Origin of the sequence: Pseudoalteromonas sp. P1-30 (assembly GCF_001400005.1) — a bacterium.
Taxonomy (GTDB): domain Bacteria; phylum Pseudomonadota; class Gammaproteobacteria; order Enterobacterales; family Alteromonadaceae; genus Pseudoalteromonas; species Pseudoalteromonas atlantica.
In genome coordinates this window covers 475,181-495,606 of sequence record NZ_LKBC01000002.1, presented here as the reverse complement: position 1 = coordinate 495,606, position 20,426 = coordinate 475,181, and the positions used below count along the sequence as shown (strand labels likewise).

The window sequence follows — 20,426 nt, the reverse complement described above, 5'->3', positions numbered from 1 at the left end:
TAGGCCTATTGTTATTTTTATTACCGATAGATTACGAGTTTTTGGCATAAAAACAAGCGCAAATGTTAATTTAGCGTTGTTTAGGTGGGTTTTGAGTAAACAGGAGATCAAATGAGTAAATTATTAGATTACATAAGGCTCAGCTTTTTTGCAGCAGGTTTACTATTAGGGGTACAAATACCGGCCTTTGTAAGCGACTTTGGGCACGCTTTAGATGCACATTTAATTGAAGCGAATAACGCATTAGCCCCTTTTAAAAAAGATGCTCAAAACTACTTTAACAACGATTTAAACAAGTTAATTGCCCACTATGAAAATATTGGTGATGATATTGTGGGTAAGGGGGCTACCCATATTAAAAACCTCAATAATCGCCAGCACTCTTTACAAGTGGCAGTTAATAACTTTAACCAATCGCCCTATTTATTTACTTTAACCAGCGACTTTCTCACCATTAAAAAGCAAGTATGGCAACGCTTTGAAGGGCAAATAGTGTTAAAAAAAGACTCCATAATAGCAGCGCTTGTCAGCGCCATTATTATTGCTATTTTTGCTGAGTTTATTGGCTTTGTAACCTTATTCATTATTAAGCGCGGGTATTACCGCTTATTCATAGCTGGCAAATAAAGACTTCATAAACTCATAAAACACCTCGGTTTTACGGGTTGTTAAGCTATTTTGAGGCCGTAAAAACCACACCGGCGCGTCGCTTTGGGCCATTACATTGGGCATCACCTCTACTAAGTTTCCGGCACTTAGCTCATCGTTAATTGCTATTTTAGATTTAATTGCTATGCCATGTCCGGCAAGCGCTGCTTGCGTCATGTTATCGGAATTAGAAATAGTAAAGCGCGTTTTGGCATTAAAGGTATGTATTTTATTATTTTCATCATACAGTTTTAACTGCCTTTGCCAGGGTAAACACACCCAATAGTGCGTGCTCAGTTCGCTTAGTGTACAAGGCATACCATGCTTTTTTATATAACTTGGCGCTGCACATAAAATACGGGAGTTGTTGACAATTTTACGAGAGAGCAGGCCAGAATCGGTTAATTGCCCTACTCTAATTGCCACATCTTGTGCATCATCGACCACATTGACAAAATGATCAGTAATTAAAAAGTCGAGCTTTAGTTGCGGGTATTGGGTTTCAAACTCGGTCAACTTAGGCATAACATACTTTGAAAAAACCCACGGTGGCATAGTCACACGTAATAACCCGCTCACCGAAGAGCTTCGTGCGCCAATGCTGTGCTCTGCATCGTGCAAGGCTTCTATAATAGCCCCTACGCGATGATAAAATAGCTCACCGGCGGGCGATAACCTTACTCGTCTACTGTCTCTAAACACTAACACGGTTGAAAGCTCGCGCTCGAGCTTGCTTAGCCTATGGCTTACTGTTGCCGGCGACAAACGTTGCTCACGCGCAGCTGCAAGCACCCCTTTATTTTCTACGACGGCAATAAATGTTTCTAGGTCACTTAAATTATACATACATTTGGCTAGGCAGTTTTTAGTATTTAATATTTTCGAATGAAGCTTTCAGTTTTGCAATATATATTTAAATAACTAAAACATCCATAATCGCCATACAGTTATATTCGAGATTTAATAATGAGTTTAAAAGCACAGATTGACGCCTATAACGTGCAAAAAGAAGCGAAGCTACCTAGCGATGTATTAGCCCTTATGACGCAGACAAATGAAGAGCTCATTGCTCAGCATATAAAAGATAATGCGCTACAGGTAGGCGCTAAAGTAAGCAATTTCAGCTTAAACAATCATAGCGCTGAGCAAGTTGAGCTCGCTGATTTATTAAATAATGGCCCGGTAATAATTAGCTTTTACCGTGGTAACTGGTGTCCATATTGTAATTTAGAGCTAAAAGCACTTAACGATCACTTACCCGAATTTAAAACGCACAATGCGCAGTTAGTTGCGATATCACCACAATTACCCGACGAGACGTTATCTAGCGCACAAAAGAATGCCCTTGAATTTGATGTGCTTTCAGATATTAATAACAAGGTAGCCGAGCAATTTGGTTTACTGTTTACTTTAGATGAGCGTATTGTGGCGCTTTATAGCCAGTTTGGAATTGATTTTGAAAAGTACTACGGCAATAAAAGTTATAAATTACCTTTACCAGCAACCTATGTAATTAACCAAAAAGGCATAATTACGTATGCCTTTTTAAACGAAGACTATACCCTACGCGCAGAGCCTACTGATGTATTGGCCGCCCTTGAATCGGAGCAACACTAATGTCTATTTTAAAATCGTTAAAAACCCTTACCCTATCACTTCTTGTTGGTACTAGCCTTGCCTCTGGCTACGCTATGGCTGAGGAGCCACAAGCGCAAGTAAAACCTAAAGTACTTATTTTTGATGTAAACGAAACCTTGTTAGATTTAACCTCCATGCGCACCTCTATTGGTAAAGCGCTTGGCGGGCGTGAGGATTTATTACCACTTTGGTTTTCGACCATGTTGCATCATTCACTCGTTGATACTGTAAGTGGCAATTACCACGATTTTGGTCAAATTGGCGTTGCATCGCTGCGCATGGTTGCCAAAAATAACAACATAGCCATTACTAATGAACAAGCAAAAACAGCCATTGTCACCCCGCTTTTAACCCTACCTCCTCACAAAGATGTGAAAGAAGGACTGGCAAAACTCAAAGCACAGGGCTATAAGTTAGTAAGTCTGACAAATTCTTCAAACAAAGGTGTTAAAGCCCAGTTTGAGAGCGCTGGATTAATGTCGTTCTTTGATGCGCGTTACAGCATTGAAGATATTAAAATTTATAAACCAGACTTACGTGCCTATGAGTGGGTGCTAACAAAATTAAATGTAAAAGCAAATGAAGCAATGATGGTAGCGGCGCACGGTTGGGATGTAGCAGGTGCTAAAGAAGCCGGGTTACAAACAACCTTTATCGCCCGCCCAGGTAAAACACTTTACCCACTGGCAAAAAAACCAGACCACGTTGTGAAAGATTTACATGAATTAGCCGCTCTACTTAAATAAGCACTCCCAGCGCTAATTAATCAATACCCAAGCGGCCGATGTTAGGATGACATTGGCCGCTTTTTTATTAGGGCGTGTTGATTTTTAATAGTTAAATTTGCAGAGTGTGTTTGGTTTTTAGGCAAGGCAGAGCCTATAAAGTGTAGTTATTTCACATAAATAGGCGAAACGCAGGAGCAGTTATCATGCCCACTAGGTTACAAACCTCACGCCGCAATTTAAACGCCCCTAGATTGAACGAATTTCAATCCGCAAAGTTCAACACGCCCTAATCAACATTCTTAAAAACTGGCTTATAAACAAACCATTTAGCATTTTTATCTGCTAGCAATTTACTCCCCACAACGCTACTATTTAATGAATACGCAGTGGAGATAATTATGAACAGTCAAAGATTAAGCGAATTTGAAGAATACTTTCAAATAAATGAAAGCATTCGAGTAAACTTATTTGCTGTAGAAAATCAGTTAGTGCCGCAATCTCAACTCGCGCTTGAAGACGACATACCTCCTCTATTTAAGCTAGCTAACGAAGTCAGTGAGCTTGAACAGGCCTCTTTAAGACCCCTTAGAAACCTAGGCGATTTAGCACAAGAGCTGGCGGCTTTTTTACAAGCACAGTCGCGTAAAATTGATTTAATAATGAGCCACATTTTAGCATCAGAGCAAGCTCAAGATAACGCCATACAGTGCGATAGCTACGGCGGAGGCGGTATTCGCTTTACTTCGCCTGATGTATACGCAATAGGCCAAGCATTTAGAACAAAGCTATTTTTGCACCACGAAGCCTCAGCCGTTTACTGTTATACAGAAGTTGTGGCCGTTGAAAAACAAGACAGCGAACACTACCAATACACATTACTGTTTACTGCAATAAGAACCACAGACCAAGAATTAGTTGTCAGAGCCAGCTTACATGCACAAACACGCCAGCTAAAAAAACGCCAAGAACTCGAGCAAATTGACGATGATTCTAGCGGCGATAAATAGCTGACATATGCATGTAAAATGCTAAACTAGCGCCACCGTAATTTGTATCAAAACTTCATGAACTTTAGACTTTTACCTGAATGGGCTGAGCAAGACGCCGTTATGCTTACCTGGCCACATGCACAGACCGACTGGGCTGATACGCTTGAACGCGTAGAGCCTGTTTATGTTGAGCTTGCAACGCATATCACAGCCGCGCAGCAGCTTGTTATTGTTGCCCATAACACGGCGCTTAAAAGCCACATTACTGCCTTGCTAACAAAAGCGAATATAAACTTAAGCCACGTGCACTTTGTTGTTACACCAACAAACGATACCTGGGCACGGGATCACGGCCCTATTACCTGCGCAAATATTGACGATGCTCGCCAACTTAAAATTTACGACTTTATCTTTAATGGCTGGGGTAATAAGTTCGAAAGTGCCCTCGATAATAAAATTAACGCCGTACTGGTAAACCAGCTAAGTAATCCAAACACTGATTACCAAGCCCTGAATGTGGTACTTGAAGGTGGCGGCATTGAAATTAACGAACACGGTGTGTTGCTTACAACCAGCGAATGTTTACTGAATAAAAACCGCAACCCCGATTTATCATCAGCCGATATAGAGTCAATTTTAACAACGCATTTAGGCGCAACTGACTTTTTATGGGTAGATCATGGCTACTTAGCTGGTGACGATACCGACAGCCATATCGACACACTGGTACGTTTTGCCCCCAATAATACACTTGTGTATGTTAAGTGCGATGCTAAAGAAGATGAGCACTTTAACGCATTAGATGCGATGAAAAAGCAGCTGCAAAGCTTTAAAACGCAAAATAATACCCCATATACGTTAATTGATTTGCCGTGGCCAAAACCAGTGTTTGATGATGACAACACCCGTTTACCGGCAACGTACGCAAACTACTTGATTATCAATAATACGGTTTTAGTCCCGACGTATAACGATGACAACGACGCACTGGCGCTAGCGCAAGTTCAAAAAGCATACCCAGCGCACACTATTATTGGCGTTAATTGCCTACCTATTATTGAACAATTTGGTAGTTTACATTGCATTACCATGCAGTTACCTCGTGGATTTTTAGCTGGAGCAGCACAATGACAAGCCCTGCAAAATTAACCGTTGCCTTAGTGCAACAAACTAACAGTGATAACGCCTGCCAAAATATGGCAAAGTCGATTGCTGGCATTCGTGATGCTGCTAAACAAGGCGCACAGCTTGTGGTTTTGCAAGAGCTGCATCGTAGTCTGTATTTTTGCCAAACAGAAGATGTGGATGTATTTGACTTAGCCGAAACAATTCCGGGCCCAAGCACAAATACACTGGGCGAGCTTGCTAAAGAGCTAGGCATCGTTATTGTGGCTTCACTGTTTGAAAAACGTGCCACCGGGCTTTATCACAATACCGCGGTGGTACTTGAAAAAGACGGCACCATTGCGGGTAAATACCGTAAAATGCACATTCCTGATGACCCGGGCTTTTACGAAAAATTTTACTTTACCCCAGGTGATTTAGGCTTTGAGCCAATTCAAACCTCAGTAGGTAAATTAGGTGTTTTAGTATGCTGGGATCAATGGTTCCCTGAAGCGGCCCGTTTAATGGCCATGGCTGGCGCAGAGGTATTAATTTACCCAACCGCAATTGGCTGGGACCCACGTGATGACAACGCAGAGCAAACACGCCAAAAAGACGCATGGGTAATAAGCCAGCGTGCGCATGCGGTTGCGAACGGCGTACCCGTTATTAGCTGTAACCGTGTAGGGCACGAAAACGACCCTAGCGGACAAAGCGAAGGTATACAATTTTGGGGTAACTCGTTTATTGCAGGCCCTCAAGGCGAAATGCTCTCAGAGGCGAACAATACTGATGAGCAAATTTTAGTAGTAGAACTTGATCAAAAAGCCTCTGAAAACGTAAGACGTATATGGCCGTACTTACGCGACCGCAGAATTGATCACTATCAAGACTTAACAAAAATTTACCGAGACTAAATAACTGCAAGGCGTTTGTAAGCAAACGCCAACTAAAAAATGGAGCACTAAATGGCGTTTGAGCAATGGGCAGCCTTGCCGTGGGTAAAATCTCAAAAAGATAAAATTCAATGGGGGCAGCTAACTGGCAGTGCACTAAGTATAGCCATTGCAGAAGGTGTAAAACAGCAAAACGATTTAGTGCTTATAGTTACGCCAGATACGCCAAGCGCATTACGGCTTGAAACCGAGCTCGAATACTTATTGCCAGATAACCCGGTAATGGTATTTCCTGATTGGGAAACCTTGCCGTATGACCATTTTTCTCCGCACCAAGATATTATTTCAGCGCGCTTAGCCACTTTAAACACTTTAAAAAACGAGCAGCAAAGCGTACTTATAGTGCCTGTATCTACGTTAATGCTACGTACTGCGCCCGCTTCGTTTATTTATGGCTCTACCCTTAATTTTAAAGTAGGCGATAAACTCGACACCCATAACCTGCGCAGTAATTTAGAACAAGCAGGATATTTAAACGTACAACAGGTAATGGAGCACGGCGAATACGCAATACGTGGCTCTATTGTTGATTTGTACCCAATGGGCAGTGTTCACCCATTTAGGCTCGACTTTTTTGACGATGAACTCGACTCTATTCGTTTATTTGACGTAGAAACCCAGCGCTCAGATGAAAAAGTAGAGAAAATTGAGTTACTGCCCGCGCATGAATTTCCAACCAACGAAGCAGACGTTGAGCGTTTTAGAATAAATTATCGCGACAAATTTGGGGCCAGCTCAGAGCAAGACTCTGTTTACATGCAAGTAAGCAAAGGTACTTGGCCTGCCGGTATTGAATACTACATGCCGCTGTTTTTTGAAAAGCTTGCCACCATTTTTGATTACTTGCCAAACACCACTACGGTTATGCAACTAGGTGATTTAGAACACGCCGCAGATACCTTTTGGCACGATGTAAACGTACGCTACGAAAACCGTAAAGTAGATCCCCTGCGTCCACTACTGGCGCCCAGCGAGTTGTATCAACCTATTAATGAGTTGTTTTCTAATTTAGGTGAGTTTTCACGAATACGTTTATCGCAAGCTAAATTACCCACTAAAGCAGGCAATAAAAACTTAAATGTGAGCGAGCTGCCCGCAGTAAGAATCGATCATAAACAACACGAACCCTACGGCGCATTTATTAACTATGTGGCAGAACAAAAAAAGAAAAAAAGCCGTATTTTATTAAGTGTTGAGTCTGATGGTCGCCGCGAGTCTTTATTAAGCGTGCTTAAGCCAAGCGGCTTAAAGTTTAAAGAATTTGAAAGCTTACAGCAATTTACACAAAGCCAAAGCGATGTAGGCTTAATTGTAAGCCCTCTTGAGCAAAGTGTTGTACTGGGTACAAAACCGAGCCTTTCTATTATTACCGAGCAAGAGCTGTTAGGTATTAAGGTGTCGCAACGCAGGCGCCGTAAACATAAATACGAAGCAAGCCAAGATGCGTTAATTCGCAACTTAGCCGAGCTCAAAGAGGGCCAGCCAATTGTTCACCTTGACCACGGTGTTGGTCGCTATCAAGGCCTGCAAACAATTGACGCGGCAGGTGTAATTACTGAGTTTGTTACCATTACCTATGCCGGTGAAGCAAAACTGTATGTGCCGGTATCGGCACTGCATATGCTAAGCCGTTATTCGGGCGGTGAAGAAGCAAGCGCCCCGCTTCACAAACTTGGCTCAGATGCGTGGGAGAAAGCCAAAAAGCGGGCCGCCGAAAAAGTACGTGATGTAGCCGCGGAGCTATTAGATATTTACGCACAGCGCCAAGCAAAACCAGGTAATAAATTTGCACTCGATGGGCAAAGCTATCGCCAATTTAGCGACAGCTTTCCATTTGAAGAAACTGACGATCAGCGTAATGCTATTGAAGCCGTACTTGGTGATATGCAATCAAAACTTGCTATGGACCGTTTAGTGTGTGGTGATGTAGGCTTTGGTAAAACAGAAGTGGCTATGCGCGCCGCGTTTGTAGCGGTTAACGATAACAAACAAGTAGCCGTATTAGTACCAACCACCCTGCTGGCTCAGCAACATTATGAAAACTTTAAAGACCGCTTTGCCGATTTCCCTATCGAAGTGGGAGTGTTGTCGCGCTTTAATTCAACTAAAGAGCAAAAAGACACGCTTGAAAAAATGGCCGACGGTAAACTTGATATCGTTATTGGAACACATAAGTTAATTCAGCAAGATATTAAATTTAACGACTTAGGTTTACTAATTGTTGATGAAGAGCACCGCTTTGGTGTGCGCCAAAAAGAAAAAATAAAGTCATTACGTGCTGATGTAGATATATTAACGCTTACTGCAACGCCTATTCCGCGTACTTTAAATATGGCGATGAGCGGCATGCGTGATTTATCTATTATTGCCACCCCACCTGCTAAGCGTTTAGCGGTTAAAACCTTTGTACGCCAACGCGACAGCGACTTAATACGCGAAGCCATACTGCGTGAAATTAAACGCGGCGGCCAAGTGTACTTTTTGCATAACAATGTTGAGACTATTGAGCGAGTCTCGCAAGAGATCAGCGAATGGGTGCCAGAGGCTAGTGTCACCTCTGCTCATGGGCAAATGCGTGAGCAAGAGCTTGAGCAAATAATGACAGACTTTTATCATCAAAAATACAATGTACTGGTATGTACCACCATTATCGAAACCGGTATTGATGTGCCTACTGCTAATACTATTATAATGGACAGAGCCGATAAACTTGGCCTTGCGCAATTACACCAATTACGCGGTCGTGTTGGGCGAAGCCACCACCAAGCGTATGCTTATTTATTAACCGGCGATGCTAAAGCACTTTCTAAAGATGCCACCAAACGCTTACAAGCAATTGAGTCGTTGGAAGATTTAGGCGCAGGTTTTGCCCTTGCTACACATGATTTAGAAATACGTGGTGCGGGTGAGCTATTAGGCGACGATCAATCAGGGCAAATGCAAACTATTGGCTTTAGCTTGTATATGGAAATGCTAGAGCAAGCGGTTAATGCCCTTAAAAATGGTAAAGAGCCAACGCTTGAAAACCTGCTTCAGCAGCAAACTGAAGTTGATTTAAAACTCCCTGCCTTACTACCTGATGATTACATACACGATGTTAATGCGCGTTTAGGTATGTACAAGCGCATTGCAAGTTGTGCTAACCTTGCCGATATGGACGAATTACAAGTAGAGCTAATAGACCGCTTTGGTTTATTACCTGATGCCACTAAAAACCTATTTAGTATGCAGCAACTAAAAATGCGTGCTAGCGATTTAGGAATTACAAAAATAGAGGCAAATCCTAAAGGGGGCTACTTTGAATTTAGCCAAAATACGAAGGTTAATCCTAGCTTCATCATAGGCTTGATACAAAGTGCACCCCATGTGTACAAAATGGATGGCGCAAATAAATTGCGCTTTGCGATTAATGAGGTAAACCCTCGTGAACGCTTAAAAATGGTCACTGCAATGATTGCAGATTTCGAAAAAAAGGTTAGCCATTAATGTTGCTAAAAAAATCGCTTATCGTGTTATGTTGCTTATTTAGCAGCACCGCATTTGCAGAACGTTGGTTTGAAGTAGAAGTGCTGGTATTTAAACAGCGCCCTGCCCCCTATTTACAAGAAGACTTTAGCTTAAAGCACGAGCCCATTAAGGCGAAAAATACGTTAGAGCTACTCACCCCTTTATACACAGAGCAAGCTATGCAGGCATGTATAGATGGCGATAGTCGCTTTCAAAAACGCTCGTTTACCGACTCTTTAGTTAATGCCAACCCACAATCGGGTGTGTGTGATAACAGTATCGACTTTATGAAAAGTTACGACAAGTTGCCCGTTACGCCATTAGCACCGGCACAAGATACAATGGATGAGCCCTATTTACTCGCACCTGAGCAATTACAATTTACTGCCCAGCGCCGCGCTTTAGACAGAAAAGGTTTAGCCCCGCTACTACATACCGGTTGGCGCTTTGAAGGGGCAAGTAAATCGCGTGCGCCAAGCATACATTTAATTTCTGGGGATCATATAAAACGCGACGTTAACACTACGCCTAATTATTCAAATCCCGACTTTATTAGCTTAGTACAAAGTAAGCCACAGCTATTTGATACCTCAGAGCAGCCCCTAAGCTATTGGGAGCTAGATGGTTTATTTAAAATACATTTACGCCACTACCTTTACATAACCGCTGATTTTGACGTAAACGAAAAACTACCTAATGGGGATATAGAATCGGCCCGCTTTTCACAATTTAAACGTGTAATTAGTGGTGAAATCCATTACTTTGATCATCCTCGTATGGGCATGATTGTACAAATACGAAAGTATAAACACTAAATCAATAGGACATAACAATGAAAAAACTCCTGATCATCGCAGCAACGCTAAGCCTGGCAGCTTGTTCAAAAGTAAGCCTAGAAAACTACGAAAAAATTGAAGTTGGCATGGATAAAGCCGAAGTAGAAGCTATTTTAGGCTCTGCTGATAACTGCGTAGAAAAAACCCTACATACTAATTGTGTATGGGGTGATGAGTCTAAAAACATTGAAATAACACTCGTTTCAGACAAGGTAACTATTTATTCTAAGCACGGTATTACACAGTAATACTGCGTTAAATTAGGTAAATTTACATGACACTAAGGGATAGCCGTAGCTATCCCTTTTTTATTTTCTATTTTTTAGAGTAAATAAGTTCAATATTAACTATTTTACTGCGATTGAGGGTTATTTTGTAACGCTGGTATAAAGTTCTTTCCTCGTCTTTTAATACCATCACCAAGTTTAACTGGTAGCGCCTTTCAACCGCTTGCTTTGATATTTTATTACCATCTAAATGATACAGCTTGCCCTCGCCGCGTTTTAAATACCGTGCAAAGGGCGCCAAATTAAAGCGCATACTTTGCTGTAGAGTATCGTAGCCTGGTAAAAACTCTTTAGCTGAAACACGTGTTTCACTGGCAAAATGCAGCCACTGCGCGGCTAGCTTGTTTTGCTGACGCCTTTTTGAAAATATTGTTTTTACTTCACTAGGGATTTTTTTAAAACGCATATACTCAAGCCACACAAACTGACTTGCAACGCGGTCTTTAGTGATGCTGTTTTTAAATACAAACCGCCATTTAGGACGCCCCCGCACAATAGCGCGCCAAATTACCCGTGTAATGTCTTCTTTAAATATTTCACGCAAGCCGTAAATAACCCCTAATATTAAAATAAGGGTAGCGGTCACTTCGGTAAAGGTTGAGCGCGCGTTAAGTATAACCACCATTACAAATGCCATAATGACAGCTGTAACCGTGCCTTTTACTAAACGCTTTAAGTAACTATTTAAATAACGCGTATTGCGATGCAAAATAACGCCGTGCTCTATAAGGCGCTGCAGTAAACGCATTTTATTTGTAATGCGGTTACCATCTTGCAACGTGGTTTCTGAGTTGTAATTTTGCTCAAACCGGTATGTATTTTCGTTTTTACAAAATTGCAGTAAGTCGTTGCGCTCTTTCGCAAAGTCACTGCTGCGCGGGCCTTCATCTAATAGCTTTAAAAACGACTGCTCAACATGCCAACTTAAATAGTTATCGGCATTGGTGTAAAACGGCACCAGTTTTTCATCATCGGGGGTATATCTGCGCAGCTTTTTTAGCAGCCCTTCACTTTGCTCAAACAGCTCTTGTGCACGGGCATAAAAAGCATCCACTTCTTGAATCTTTAATGCATCTTTAATATCAGCGTCGAGCGCTAAACGCACCTGATAACAGTACAAATTAAGGTTTTGGCGGTAATCTTGTTGCTCACCTTTGTTTTTACTAACAAAGCGGCTACGCACTAAGGGTAAGTGTATGTTTTTAGCGTTATAAGCTAAGTGCGATTTAAAGTGGTTATTAAAATAAGACTCTTCACTGAGGGTTTGCACGTTTATACCCATTTCATTGGGTATAGAAAAATACAGGTCGATACGCTGCTCAGAGCGAGGGGATAGCTCTGGTTCTATGACAAAAGATAAATTTTCGTCTTGTTTTATCAAACAACTCTCCTTTTATTGAGTGTATAAGTGTACTGGTCTCCTTAATTTTGTTCAATAAAAAAGGCCCAGTAAACACTGAGCCTTAATACGATTAATGTGCTAATTAAAACTTAACGTTTACACCAGCAAATACACGGCGACCTAGTACATCGTATGTGTACGGGTCAGTGTTAGAATCGTTGTTACCTGTGTAGTAAGGAGGTTGCTTATCAAATAAGTTGTTAACACCTGCTGTTACTGACACAGTCTCGTTAAAGATGTAAGCACCGCTTATATCATGGTATACAACTGAAGGCGTTGTAGGCGCATAACATGATGACTCATCACCTTGACAGCTGTAGCTATCCATTCCTGCAATGTAGCGTGCTTTGTAGTTTGCGTTCCAAGCGTCGCCTTTCACAGTTAGTTCAAAGTTAGCTTTAACATCTGCATAACCACCGATACCAGAAGTAATTAAACCAGCGTAATCAATGCTTGATTCAACAACATCTACTAGGTACTCGTCTAGGTAAGTAACATCTAGTGATGTATTCCACGCAAGACCAGCTGCATCAAATGTGTAGTTTAAGTTTAAGTCGTAGCCTTTAGTTTGCTCGTAACCTACGTTTTGTAGTTGGTTATTAAAAGCAATACGGCCAGTGCTTTGGTTAAACGATACCGCAGCAGAGCTACATAACGCAGTACTTTGGTTAGCTAATGAACCATCTGTTGCTAAACAAGAGTCAACAATGTATTGGTTGTTAACAGTAGCAATTGCGTTTTCAATTTCAATGTCGTAGTAATCTAACGTCATTGAGAAACCTTCAAACCACTCTGGCTCGTACACAATACCCGCTGTTAGCGTATCAGCTTCTTCAGGCGTTAATTGGTCATTACCACCAACAGTTACTTCTGCTTGGTCTTGTGCACCTTCGAAGCTAACTTGTTCAAACGAAGGTGAATTACCTGAGTATAGCTCAGCTACTGTAGGCGCACGGAATGCTGTAGAGCGAACACCACGTAGCATTACTTCGTCGTTTACACGCCAAGTTAAACCAAGTTTCCATGTTTCGTCAGAACCAAAAGTGCTGTAATCGAAAGCACGGATTGCAGTGCTTAGTTCAACGTTTTGCGCTAAGAACGCATCGCTAACTAAAGGAATTGCAAGCTCTAAGTACGCTTCGTTTACGTCAAAACGACCGCTTGTAGGCTCAACACGTGGGTCGTTTGCAAGACCTTGTGACGTGATTGAATCTGGGATGTACCATGCTTTTTCTTCACGGCGCTCAACACCAGCAGCAAACCCTACGTAACCTGCAGGAAGTTCCATTACTTCACCAGCTAATGATGCAGTGAACATTAGTAATTGGCTACCACCTGAGTTTTGCTCAGTGTAAACGTAATCGCTTAAGTTCTCAGCAGACCAAGAAGATTGCATAAGTGGGTTAAAGTCACCCGCTTCGATTGCATCTTGGATAGAGCCCATGTTGTGAAGGTTGCTTAAACGGTCAACTGAATCGTTACGACCAAAAATTACAGACACATCCCAATCGTAACCACTGTCAAGGTAACCTGCAGCACCTACTACAGTACGCACAGTGTCAACAACTTGTGAGAAATCACGAGTACCTGTGTCTGTCATACGACGACCGTAAGAAACTTCATCACCGTAGTTAATGTTGTGGCTTGTTAGTGAATCGCCCATCTCTTCAGTGTAATCAAAGTCAAACCATACTGGCTGTGGTGCCATTTGTTGCTCTGACCAACGCTTAGAGTATGTGAATTCTGAGTATAAACGCGTGTCATCTGTTAAATCGAAGCTACCAATACCTGTAAGGTTTAAACGACGCATAGGCGTGTATAGGTAGCTGTCTGATGAGTAGTTGTATGCATCATCAGAACCAAAGTCATGCCAACCGTTGTCTGCTTGACCTTGTAGTGATTCATCACCTGACCATACGTGGCCATTTGGCGTGTATGAAGAACCAGAACAGTAAGGTGCACTGCCGTCGCCATCTTCAGTTAATGGACAATCAGAGAAGCTACGATCTGCTTGAGATGCGTCACCACGGTCAGTGTACTGAAGACCGATTACAACGTTACCACGACCAAAGCTACCACCCATAGTGATATCGAAAGACGTTTCATCAGCATCACCTTCTGTAGTGATTGCAGATTTAACATTTAAGTCTAAACCTTCAAAGTCATCTTTTAAGATGATGTTTACAACACCTGCTACCGCATCAGTACCGTATACTGCAGATGCACCATCTTTAAGTACTTCAATATGCTTGATCATTGAAACAGGAATAGTGTTTAAATCAACAGTAGAGGCAGCACCTGTGCCTGAGTTGATCATACGACGGCCATTTACAAGTACTAGTGTACGTTGTGAACCTAAACCACGTAAATCGATAGAAGCATTACCACCAGAACCATTATTGATACCTGGGTTGGTCATTGCACCACCAGTAGCAGTCATTTTTTGTAATACGGCATCAACCGAAACTGCGCCGGTTGCAGCAATGTCATCTGCACCGATTAAAGTAACTGGGCTAGCGGTTTCCATATCTGCGCGCTTAATGCGAGAACCCGTTACTTGAATTTTTTCAATAGCGTTTGCGCCATCTTCGGCCGCTACTACTTGCATACTTGAGAACATTGGGATTGCTGCGATTACAGCTAAACCAAGAGTTGATTTTTTCATGAATAAACCCTACTTGTTGGAAATTTACCTTGATTGGTAATGCTCACTTTTTATAAGAATTGTGAGTCAGGGGGGCAACTTAGGCTGAGTTAACTGAACAAAAACTTAATGGGTGATTGCTATATATACAACACCAAAAAAGAATAACCAAAAAAGGTACAAAGGTTATAACTTGTTGCAGTGTTAACTAAAAAAAACAATTAAAAATCATGGGCATGCAACAAAAAGAAAGCAATTAAAACACACCTGAAATCAAAGTTATGCAGATTGTAATCAAATGTAATTAGTGGATAAATATACCCTTTTTAGAAAAATTAACATATTAATCACAGCGCATTAGTAAAACCGTAAAGCTGTAATAAAATTAATAACCATAAATATGCAGATTTACCGCTTAAGTAGTCTTATTAAGCTATTTATTTAGTCTTTTTGGTAATATTTTTTGTTCAGCGAGACTTCAACGTTTGCTCGGATCGGGAGGCGTTATTTGATTTAGCAAATCATTAGAGGGTCTTAATTTGAGGGCGTTTAACTTTATTAAAATAGTTATCATGAAACTAAGCAGGATCTACTTTTACATGCTCGGTAATGCAAGCAATACGCTTTTACTATAAACAAGTAAAATACACCCTATTGGCATAAGGCAATTCACTCTATAACAAGAACGAGTAAGCACACCAACATAAAACAGATGAGAATGAAAAAAAAGGTTACAGCATACAAGGCAGCAAAGAGGTTTAAATGTGTTAGTGCTTTAAATACAATTTTATACACTTGCTATTGCAGCGCTACATATATAAGACGTACCGCTAAATAGTAATGCCTTATTATAGGAATAGCTTATTATAGTAATACCTAATTAATAGCTGACTTTTGTTATGCGCCAGCTAAAAAAATGATTGGCATGAAAAGGTTTCTTAATACGTTACGTAAAAATTATAAAAGTGAGTGATTTGCTCACCAGTTTGAACATTGCTTAAATTAAGCACCAGTTGCCACAGCATATTTTTCTCAGAGCATATGCCCACCATAGTGTCACTTTTATAAATAGTTGCTTCTTTAGTGAACTTTTGCGGAATAAAACCCATATACATGGTTATACTTTCAAGCTTAGCGTTATCTATTTTTAGGTGGGCGGGTAAATCAAGGTAAATACTAAAGGGGGTTTCGGGGGTAATATTTTTATCACTTAACCATACTTTAACACCGGTATTATAAATACAGCGCTGATTCGTGTCGCAATTTGTTTTTAACAGTGCTTTTTGATCTTTTTGGTTGGCATTGTCACAGCCTGTTAATACAAAAAACAGCATTAAAAACAAAGATAATCTATATATATGCATAACAAATCCGCGCTAAATAAAAACAAATCTTAATTAGCATGCTTTGAAATAACAATAGCCAGTGTGATGTTTGGTTAATATAGGTACAATCTGTATCAAAAAATAAACAACAAACTCACAAACTTTGATTGATGTCATAATTTTATGTAATTGACCTATCTTTTTTAGGCCAAAAAATTTATCATTTCACCCGCAAAAAATAAGGGTTTCTCGAGTTTGTTTTCTGAAGCATTCAGGCTTTGAACGTTTTAGGTAATACGCTTGGGGAAAATAGTAGGCCCCACTTTAAACGGTGGGTAATTCATTTCTAAACGCATTTATTGCAGCGGAAGCCAGAAAATGAGCCAAACAGTAGCATCACAAACTGAGTATAACTATAAAGTTGTACGCCAATTCGCTATTATGACAGTGATTTGGGGCATCGTTGGCATGAGTATTGGGGTTCTGATTGCTGCCCAATTAGCTTGGCCAGCACTTAACTTTGATACACCATGGTTAACATACTCTCGACTACGTCCGTTACACACGAACGCAGTAATTTTCGCATTTGGTACCAGTGCACTTTTTGCGACGTCTTATTACGTCGTTCAACGTACTTGTCAAACGCGCCTTTTCTCAGACAAACTCGCCGCTTTCTCTTTTTGGGGTTGGCAGCTTGTTATTGTATTAGCCGTAATTACATTACCACTGGGTATTACTAGCTCTAAAGAATATGCAGAGCTTGAGTGGCCAATCGATATTTTAATCGCGGTAGTATGGATAGTTTACGCAGTGGTATTTTTTGGTACGCTGATCAAACGTAAAGTATCGCACATCTACGTTGCTAACTGGTTTTACGCTGGCTTTATTATTACTGTTGCAGTGCTACACATTGTAAACAGCATGGCAGTGCCTGTGTCATTAACTAAATCATACTCAATCTACGCAGGTGCGGTAGATGCTATGGTTCAGTGGTGGTACGGTCACAACGCTGTAGGTTTCCTACTAACGGCTGGTTTCTTAGGTATGATGTACTACTTTGTACCAAAGCAAGCAGGTCGCCCAGTTTACTCTTACCGTTTATCGGTAGTTCACTTTTGGGCACTTATTTCACTTTACATTTGGGCAGGTCCTCACCACCTTCACTACACTGCGCTTCCTGATTGGACGCAAAGTTTAGGTATGGTTATGTCTATTATCCTATTTGTACCGTCTTGGGGTGGTATGATTAACGGTATAATGACGCTTTCTGGCGCTTGGCATAAGCTACGTACTGACCCAGTACTGCGTTTCTTAGTTGTTTCATTGTCTTTCTACGGTATGTCTACGTTTGAAGGCCCAATGATGGCAATTAAATCTGTAAATGCATTATCTCACTACACAGATTGGACTATTGGCCACGTACACTCAGGTGCACTAGGTTGGGTTGCGATGATTTCAATTGGTGCTATTTACCACCTTATCCCTGCGTTATTCGCACAAGGTCGTATGTACAGCGTTAAATTGGTTAACACGCACTTTTGGTTACACACAGTAGGTGTTGTACTTTACATTGTTGCAATGTGGATCTCAGGTGTTATGCAAGGTCTAATGTGGCGCGCAGTTAACTCTGACGGTACATTAATGTACAGCTTTGTTCAGTCTTTAGAAGCATCACATCCTTTCTATATTATGCGCTTTGTAGGCGGTGTATTCATCGTTACAGGTATGTTAGTTATGGCTTACAACGTTCTGCGTACAATTTCAGCTGAGAAAGAATCACTGAAGTTAGACGCGCAAGCACAATTAGCATAACGGAGTGAGATGATGAGCAATAAAAATTCACAAAATAAACATGAAATAGTAGAAAAGAACGTTGGCCTAATGGCTATTCTGACTGTTTTTGCTATTAGTTTTGGTGCATTAGTTGAAATTACTCCGCTAATGTTCCAAGACGATACAACAAAACCTGTAGAAGGTTTGCGCCCACTTAACGCGCTTGAAATGGAAGGTCGTGACATTTATGTACGTGAAGGTTGTTATAACTGTCACTCACAAATGATTCGTCCTTTTCGCGATGAAGTTGAGCGTTACGGTCACTACTCTGTAGCGGGCGAATCAGTATGGGATCACCCTTTCCAATGGGGTTCTAAACGTACTGGTCCTGACCTTGCACGTGTAGGTAACCGTTACTCGGACGATTGGCATTATGCACACTTAGTTGACCCACGCGCCGTGGTTCCTGAGTCGAACATGCCAGGTTTTCCTTGGTTAGCAGAGACAAAGGTTGATACCAGCCTGACTCTGAAAAAACTACAAATTTTCCGTGATACTTTTGCTATTAACCCAGAAAACCCTAAACACCCGGGTTTAGGTTATGGCAGCGACGAAGAGCTACAAGCAGATGTTGATAAAGTTAACGCTATGAATAACGGCGAAGGCGCAACAGAAATGCAAGCCCTAATCGCGTATTTACAGCAACTTGGCACCCACTTGAAGTAATTATTATGGATTACGGAACATACAGAGGCATTTTGACTCTGGTAATTTTAGTATTGTTTATTGTGATTGTTGTATGGGCATACAGCAAGCGTAGCAAAAATCGTTTTGATGACGCTGCTAATGCCATTTTCGAAGATGAAAAAAAACATAACAACACACTCTCTAACGAGGAAAAGGAGTCTGAAAAATGACTAGCTTTTGGAGTATTTGGGTTATTGTATTAACCCTAGCCTGCTTAATCATCATTTTTAGCTTATTAGTTTGGAACCTTAAAAACTATGCGGGCGTAAAAGAAGGTGAAGACTGCGGACATGAATATGACGGCATTACCGAACTAAATAATCCACTCCCAAAATGGTGGACGTACATGTTCTTCGCAACATTTATTTGGTCGGTATATTACTTAGCAGCTTATCCAGGTTTAGGTAACTGGGAAGGCTTAGGTAAATGGACAAGCTCTAACCAAGGTATTACCTCTTTAGCTGAATCTAAAGAAGCTACGGCTAAAGCAAAAGAAGAAGGCCGCTATGTAAAGCTTGATAAAGAATACGAAGCAGCACAAGAGCGCTTTGGTCCTATTTTTAACAAGCTTGCACAAGTACCAGTATTAGATTTAGTTAACTCTAAATTTGAAGGTGATGCAGCGCAGCAAGTAGCCCTTGAAAATGGCGAAAAGCATGAACAAACAGACGGCCAGTTAGCACTTGAAATTGGCCAACGTTTATTCTCGCAAAACTGTGCGCAATGTCATGGTTCAGATGCACGTGGTGCAACTGGCTTCCCTAACCTAACTGATAAAGATTGGTTATACGGTGGCTCACCAGACAAAATTAAAGAAACGCTTCTTTATGGTCGTGTAGCAGCAATGCCTTCTTGGAGTGCAGCACTTGGTGAGCAAGGCGTTAAAGAAATGACAGCGCACGTACTTAGCTTGTCTGGTCGTACTGTTAACCAAAAAGATGCCGCTGCGGGTGCCGCTAAGTTTGCGATGTGTGCCGCGTGTCACGGTGCAGATGGTAAAGGCTCTGTTGCACATAACTTACCGTTTGGTGCACCAAATCTTACAGATAACATTTGGTTATACGGTGGCTCTCAACGCGCTGTTGAAGAAACCCTTAACCATGGCCGCGCCGGTGTAATGCCAGCATGGAAAGACATTTTAGGTGAAGATAAAATTCACCTGTTAACTGCCTATGTTTACAGTTTATCGCAAGATAAATAAACACCGAGTTAACTATTAATTAATCTTTTTATTTCAACAGATTAATCCAGATCAAAAAAGCCTCCAGTCGGAGGCTTTTTTTTAGTCTTTTACAAATATTTGCTATAAAATAGCCCTACCTAAACTAATTTTAGAGCAACTATGCAACCTACTCCGTGGTATAAAAATTTTTGGCCTTGGTTTTTAATCTTTTTTCCGCTAGCGGCCATTATTGGGTGCATAACCTTAATTATTACTGCTGTGGGCAACGGCCCAGATATGGTGGTTGATGATTACTATAAAAAAGGCAAAGCAATAAACTTAGAACTTACTAAGTTTGAAAAAGCCAAAGCACTGTTTTTACATGGCAAGCTTAATGTTACAAACGAGCGTGCCAGTTTTGCCTTTACCAAAGGCGATTATAGTAACGTACACGCTTTAAAGCTGTCTTTTTATCATCGCACCATCAAAGCGCATGACTTTGAAGCAACGCTTACCCCTAATGCAAATAAAGAATTTACTGCCCTTTTAGATAACTACACACCAGGTGCTTACTCTGTATTTATAGAGGCGGTGGATGGTAGTTGGAAGTTAAAAGAAAACATTACTCTTCCTACAGAGCAGCCTTTGTTAGTTACCCCAAATTATAAGTAGCCACCACT

General features: G+C 41.1%; 18 protein-coding genes. 14 read left to right on the top strand and 4 right to left on the bottom strand.

Annotated features, from left to right (window positions below; translation table 11 throughout):
• Positions 1-111: 111 nt before the first annotated feature.
• On the top strand, positions 112-627 hold the full coding sequence (locus AN395_RS05720) for a DUF2937 family protein (RefSeq protein WP_054982352.1): 516 nt from the start codon (positions 112-114) through the stop codon (positions 625-627).
• On the opposite strand, the gene AN395_RS05715 is transcribed toward AN395_RS05720, so the two are convergent.
• On the bottom strand, positions 607-1,494 hold the full coding sequence (locus AN395_RS05715) for a LysR family transcriptional regulator (RefSeq protein ID WP_024032599.1): 888 nt from the start codon (positions 1,492-1,494) through the stop codon (positions 607-609). The genes AN395_RS05720 and AN395_RS05715 overlap by 21 nt on opposite strands.
• A gap of 120 nt (positions 1,495-1,614) precedes the next feature.
• On the opposite strand from AN395_RS05715, the gene AN395_RS05710 reads away from it, so the two are divergent.
• The 8 genes from AN395_RS05710 to AN395_RS05675 all read left to right on the top strand — a co-directional run bounded on the left by AN395_RS05710 (position 1,615) and on the right by AN395_RS05675 (position 10,654).
• Complete coding sequence (locus AN395_RS05710) at positions 1,615-2,265, top strand: peroxiredoxin-like family protein (RefSeq protein WP_054982351.1); 651 nt, start codon at positions 1,615-1,617, stop codon at positions 2,263-2,265.
• Complete coding sequence (locus AN395_RS05705) at positions 2,265-3,032, top strand: haloacid dehalogenase type II (RefSeq protein ID WP_054982350.1); 768 nt, start codon at positions 2,265-2,267, stop codon at positions 3,030-3,032. The genes AN395_RS05710 and AN395_RS05705 overlap by 1 nt, the downstream gene beginning before the upstream one ends.
• A gap of 380 nt (positions 3,033-3,412) precedes the next feature.
• Positions 3,413-4,021: a PilZ domain-containing protein gene (locus AN395_RS05700; protein WP_054982349.1), complete on the top strand. Its 609-nt coding sequence runs from the start codon at positions 3,413-3,415 to the stop codon at positions 4,019-4,021.
• Positions 4,022-4,078: 57 nt separating this feature from the next.
• Positions 4,079-5,134, top strand: coding sequence for an agmatine/peptidylarginine deiminase (locus tag AN395_RS05695; protein ID WP_054982348.1), 1,056 nt, complete (start codon positions 4,079-4,081; stop codon positions 5,132-5,134).
• On the top strand, positions 5,131-6,024 hold the full coding sequence (locus AN395_RS05690; RefSeq protein WP_004588908.1) for a carbon-nitrogen hydrolase: 894 nt from the start codon (positions 5,131-5,133) through the stop codon (positions 6,022-6,024). The genes AN395_RS05695 and AN395_RS05690 overlap by 4 nt, the downstream gene beginning before the upstream one ends.
• A 51-nt stretch (positions 6,025-6,075) precedes the next feature.
• A complete protein-coding gene (mfd, locus tag AN395_RS05685) occupies positions 6,076-9,549 on the top strand; it encodes a transcription-repair coupling factor (protein WP_054982347.1) in 3,474 nt (1,157 codons plus the stop codon).
• On the top strand, positions 9,549-10,385 hold the full coding sequence (locus AN395_RS05680; protein ID WP_054982346.1) for a peptidoglycan binding protein CsiV: 837 nt from the start codon (positions 9,549-9,551) through the stop codon (positions 10,383-10,385). The genes mfd and AN395_RS05680 overlap by 1 nt, the downstream gene beginning before the upstream one ends.
• Before the next feature lie 17 nt (positions 10,386-10,402).
• Positions 10,403-10,654, top strand: a complete 252-nt coding sequence (locus AN395_RS05675; RefSeq protein WP_004588905.1) for a hypothetical protein — start codon at positions 10,403-10,405, stop codon at positions 10,652-10,654.
• 67 nt (positions 10,655-10,721) lie between these two features.
• Here AN395_RS05675 and AN395_RS05670 read toward each other — a convergent pair whose 3' ends face one another.
• The 3 genes from AN395_RS05670 to AN395_RS05660 form a co-directional block, all read right to left on the bottom strand.
• The gene (locus AN395_RS05670; RefSeq protein WP_024032591.1) at positions 10,722-12,074 is read right to left on the bottom strand and encodes a hypothetical protein; all 1,353 of its coding nucleotides are present in this window, start codon (positions 12,072-12,074) and stop codon (positions 10,722-10,724) included.
• A gap of 103 nt (positions 12,075-12,177) precedes the next feature.
• A complete protein-coding gene (locus AN395_RS05665; RefSeq protein ID WP_054982345.1) occupies positions 12,178-14,760 on the bottom strand; it encodes a TonB-dependent receptor in 2,583 nt (860 codons plus the stop codon).
• Between the two features lie 917 nt (positions 14,761-15,677).
• Positions 15,678-16,103 carry a hypothetical protein gene (locus tag AN395_RS05660; RefSeq protein WP_054982344.1) on the bottom strand — a complete coding sequence of 142 codons (426 nt, stop codon included), beginning with the start codon at positions 16,101-16,103 and terminating at the stop codon, positions 15,678-15,680.
• Between the two features lie 339 nt (positions 16,104-16,442).
• Here AN395_RS05660 and ccoN point away from each other — a divergent pair, with 339 nt between their 5' ends.
• The 5 genes from ccoN to AN395_RS05635 all read left to right on the top strand — a co-directional run bounded on the left by ccoN (position 16,443) and on the right by AN395_RS05635 (position 20,418).
• Positions 16,443-17,876, top strand: coding sequence for a cytochrome-c oxidase, cbb3-type subunit I (gene ccoN / locus AN395_RS05655; protein WP_004588826.1), 1,434 nt, complete (start codon positions 16,443-16,445; stop codon positions 17,874-17,876).
• Between the two features lie 12 nt (positions 17,877-17,888).
• Positions 17,889-18,563 carry a cytochrome-c oxidase, cbb3-type subunit II gene (gene ccoO, locus AN395_RS05650; RefSeq protein WP_004588825.1) on the top strand — a complete coding sequence of 225 codons (675 nt, stop codon included), beginning with the start codon at positions 17,889-17,891 and terminating at the stop codon, positions 18,561-18,563.
• A 5-nt stretch (positions 18,564-18,568) separates the two neighbouring features.
• On the top strand, positions 18,569-18,754 hold the full coding sequence (locus AN395_RS05645) for a CcoQ/FixQ family Cbb3-type cytochrome c oxidase assembly chaperone (protein ID WP_004588824.1): 186 nt from the start codon (positions 18,569-18,571) through the stop codon (positions 18,752-18,754).
• Complete coding sequence (gene ccoP, locus AN395_RS05640; RefSeq protein ID WP_054982343.1) at positions 18,751-19,785, top strand: cytochrome-c oxidase, cbb3-type subunit III; 1,035 nt, start codon at positions 18,751-18,753, stop codon at positions 19,783-19,785. Before AN395_RS05645 ends, ccoP begins: the two co-directional genes overlap by 4 nt.
• 141 nt (positions 19,786-19,926) lie before the next feature.
• A complete protein-coding gene (locus AN395_RS05635) occupies positions 19,927-20,418 on the top strand; it encodes a FixH family protein (RefSeq protein ID WP_054982342.1) in 492 nt (163 codons plus the stop codon).
• Positions 20,419-20,426 lie beyond the last annotated feature (8 nt).

Bases quoted from the DNA above. Each gene is read 5' to 3' on its own strand.
- AN395_RS05635 (WP_054982342.1), top strand. From the start codon at position 19,927: ATGCAACCTACTCCGTGGTATAAAAATTTTTGGCCTTGGTTTTTAATC.
- AN395_RS05680 (WP_054982346.1), top strand. From the start codon at position 9,549: ATGTTGCTAAAAAAATCGCTTATCGTGTTATGTTGCTTATTTAGCAGC.
- ccoN (WP_004588826.1), top strand. From the start codon at position 16,443: ATGAGCCAAACAGTAGCATCACAAACTGAGTATAACTATAAAGTTGTA.
- AN395_RS05720 (WP_054982352.1), top strand. From the start codon at position 112: ATGAGTAAATTATTAGATTACATAAGGCTCAGCTTTTTTGCAGCAGGT.
- AN395_RS05665 (WP_054982345.1), bottom strand. From the start codon at position 14,760: ATGAAAAAATCAACTCTTGGTTTAGCTGTAATCGCAGCAATCCCAATG.
- ccoP (WP_054982343.1), top strand. From the start codon at position 18,751: ATGACTAGCTTTTGGAGTATTTGGGTTATTGTATTAACCCTAGCCTGC.
- AN395_RS05690 (WP_004588908.1), top strand. From the start codon at position 5,131: ATGACAAGCCCTGCAAAATTAACCGTTGCCTTAGTGCAACAAACTAAC.
- AN395_RS05705 (WP_054982350.1), top strand. From the start codon at position 2,265: ATGTCTATTTTAAAATCGTTAAAAACCCTTACCCTATCACTTCTTGTT.
- AN395_RS05695 (WP_054982348.1), top strand. From the start codon at position 4,079: ATGAACTTTAGACTTTTACCTGAATGGGCTGAGCAAGACGCCGTTATG.
- AN395_RS05660 (WP_054982344.1), bottom strand. From the start codon at position 16,103: ATGCATATATATAGATTATCTTTGTTTTTAATGCTGTTTTTTGTATTA.
- AN395_RS05675 (WP_004588905.1), top strand. From the start codon at position 10,403: ATGAAAAAACTCCTGATCATCGCAGCAACGCTAAGCCTGGCAGCTTGT.
- AN395_RS05645 (WP_004588824.1), top strand. From the start codon at position 18,569: ATGGATTACGGAACATACAGAGGCATTTTGACTCTGGTAATTTTAGTA.
- ccoO (WP_004588825.1), top strand. From the start codon at position 17,889: ATGAGCAATAAAAATTCACAAAATAAACATGAAATAGTAGAAAAGAAC.
- AN395_RS05710 (WP_054982351.1), top strand. From the start codon at position 1,615: ATGAGTTTAAAAGCACAGATTGACGCCTATAACGTGCAAAAAGAAGCG.
- AN395_RS05715 (WP_024032599.1), bottom strand. From the start codon at position 1,494: ATGTATAATTTAAGTGACCTAGAAACATTTATTGCCGTCGTAGAAAAT.
- mfd (WP_054982347.1), top strand. From the start codon at position 6,076: ATGGCGTTTGAGCAATGGGCAGCCTTGCCGTGGGTAAAATCTCAAAAA.
- AN395_RS05700 (WP_054982349.1), top strand. From the start codon at position 3,413: ATGAACAGTCAAAGATTAAGCGAATTTGAAGAATACTTTCAAATAAAT.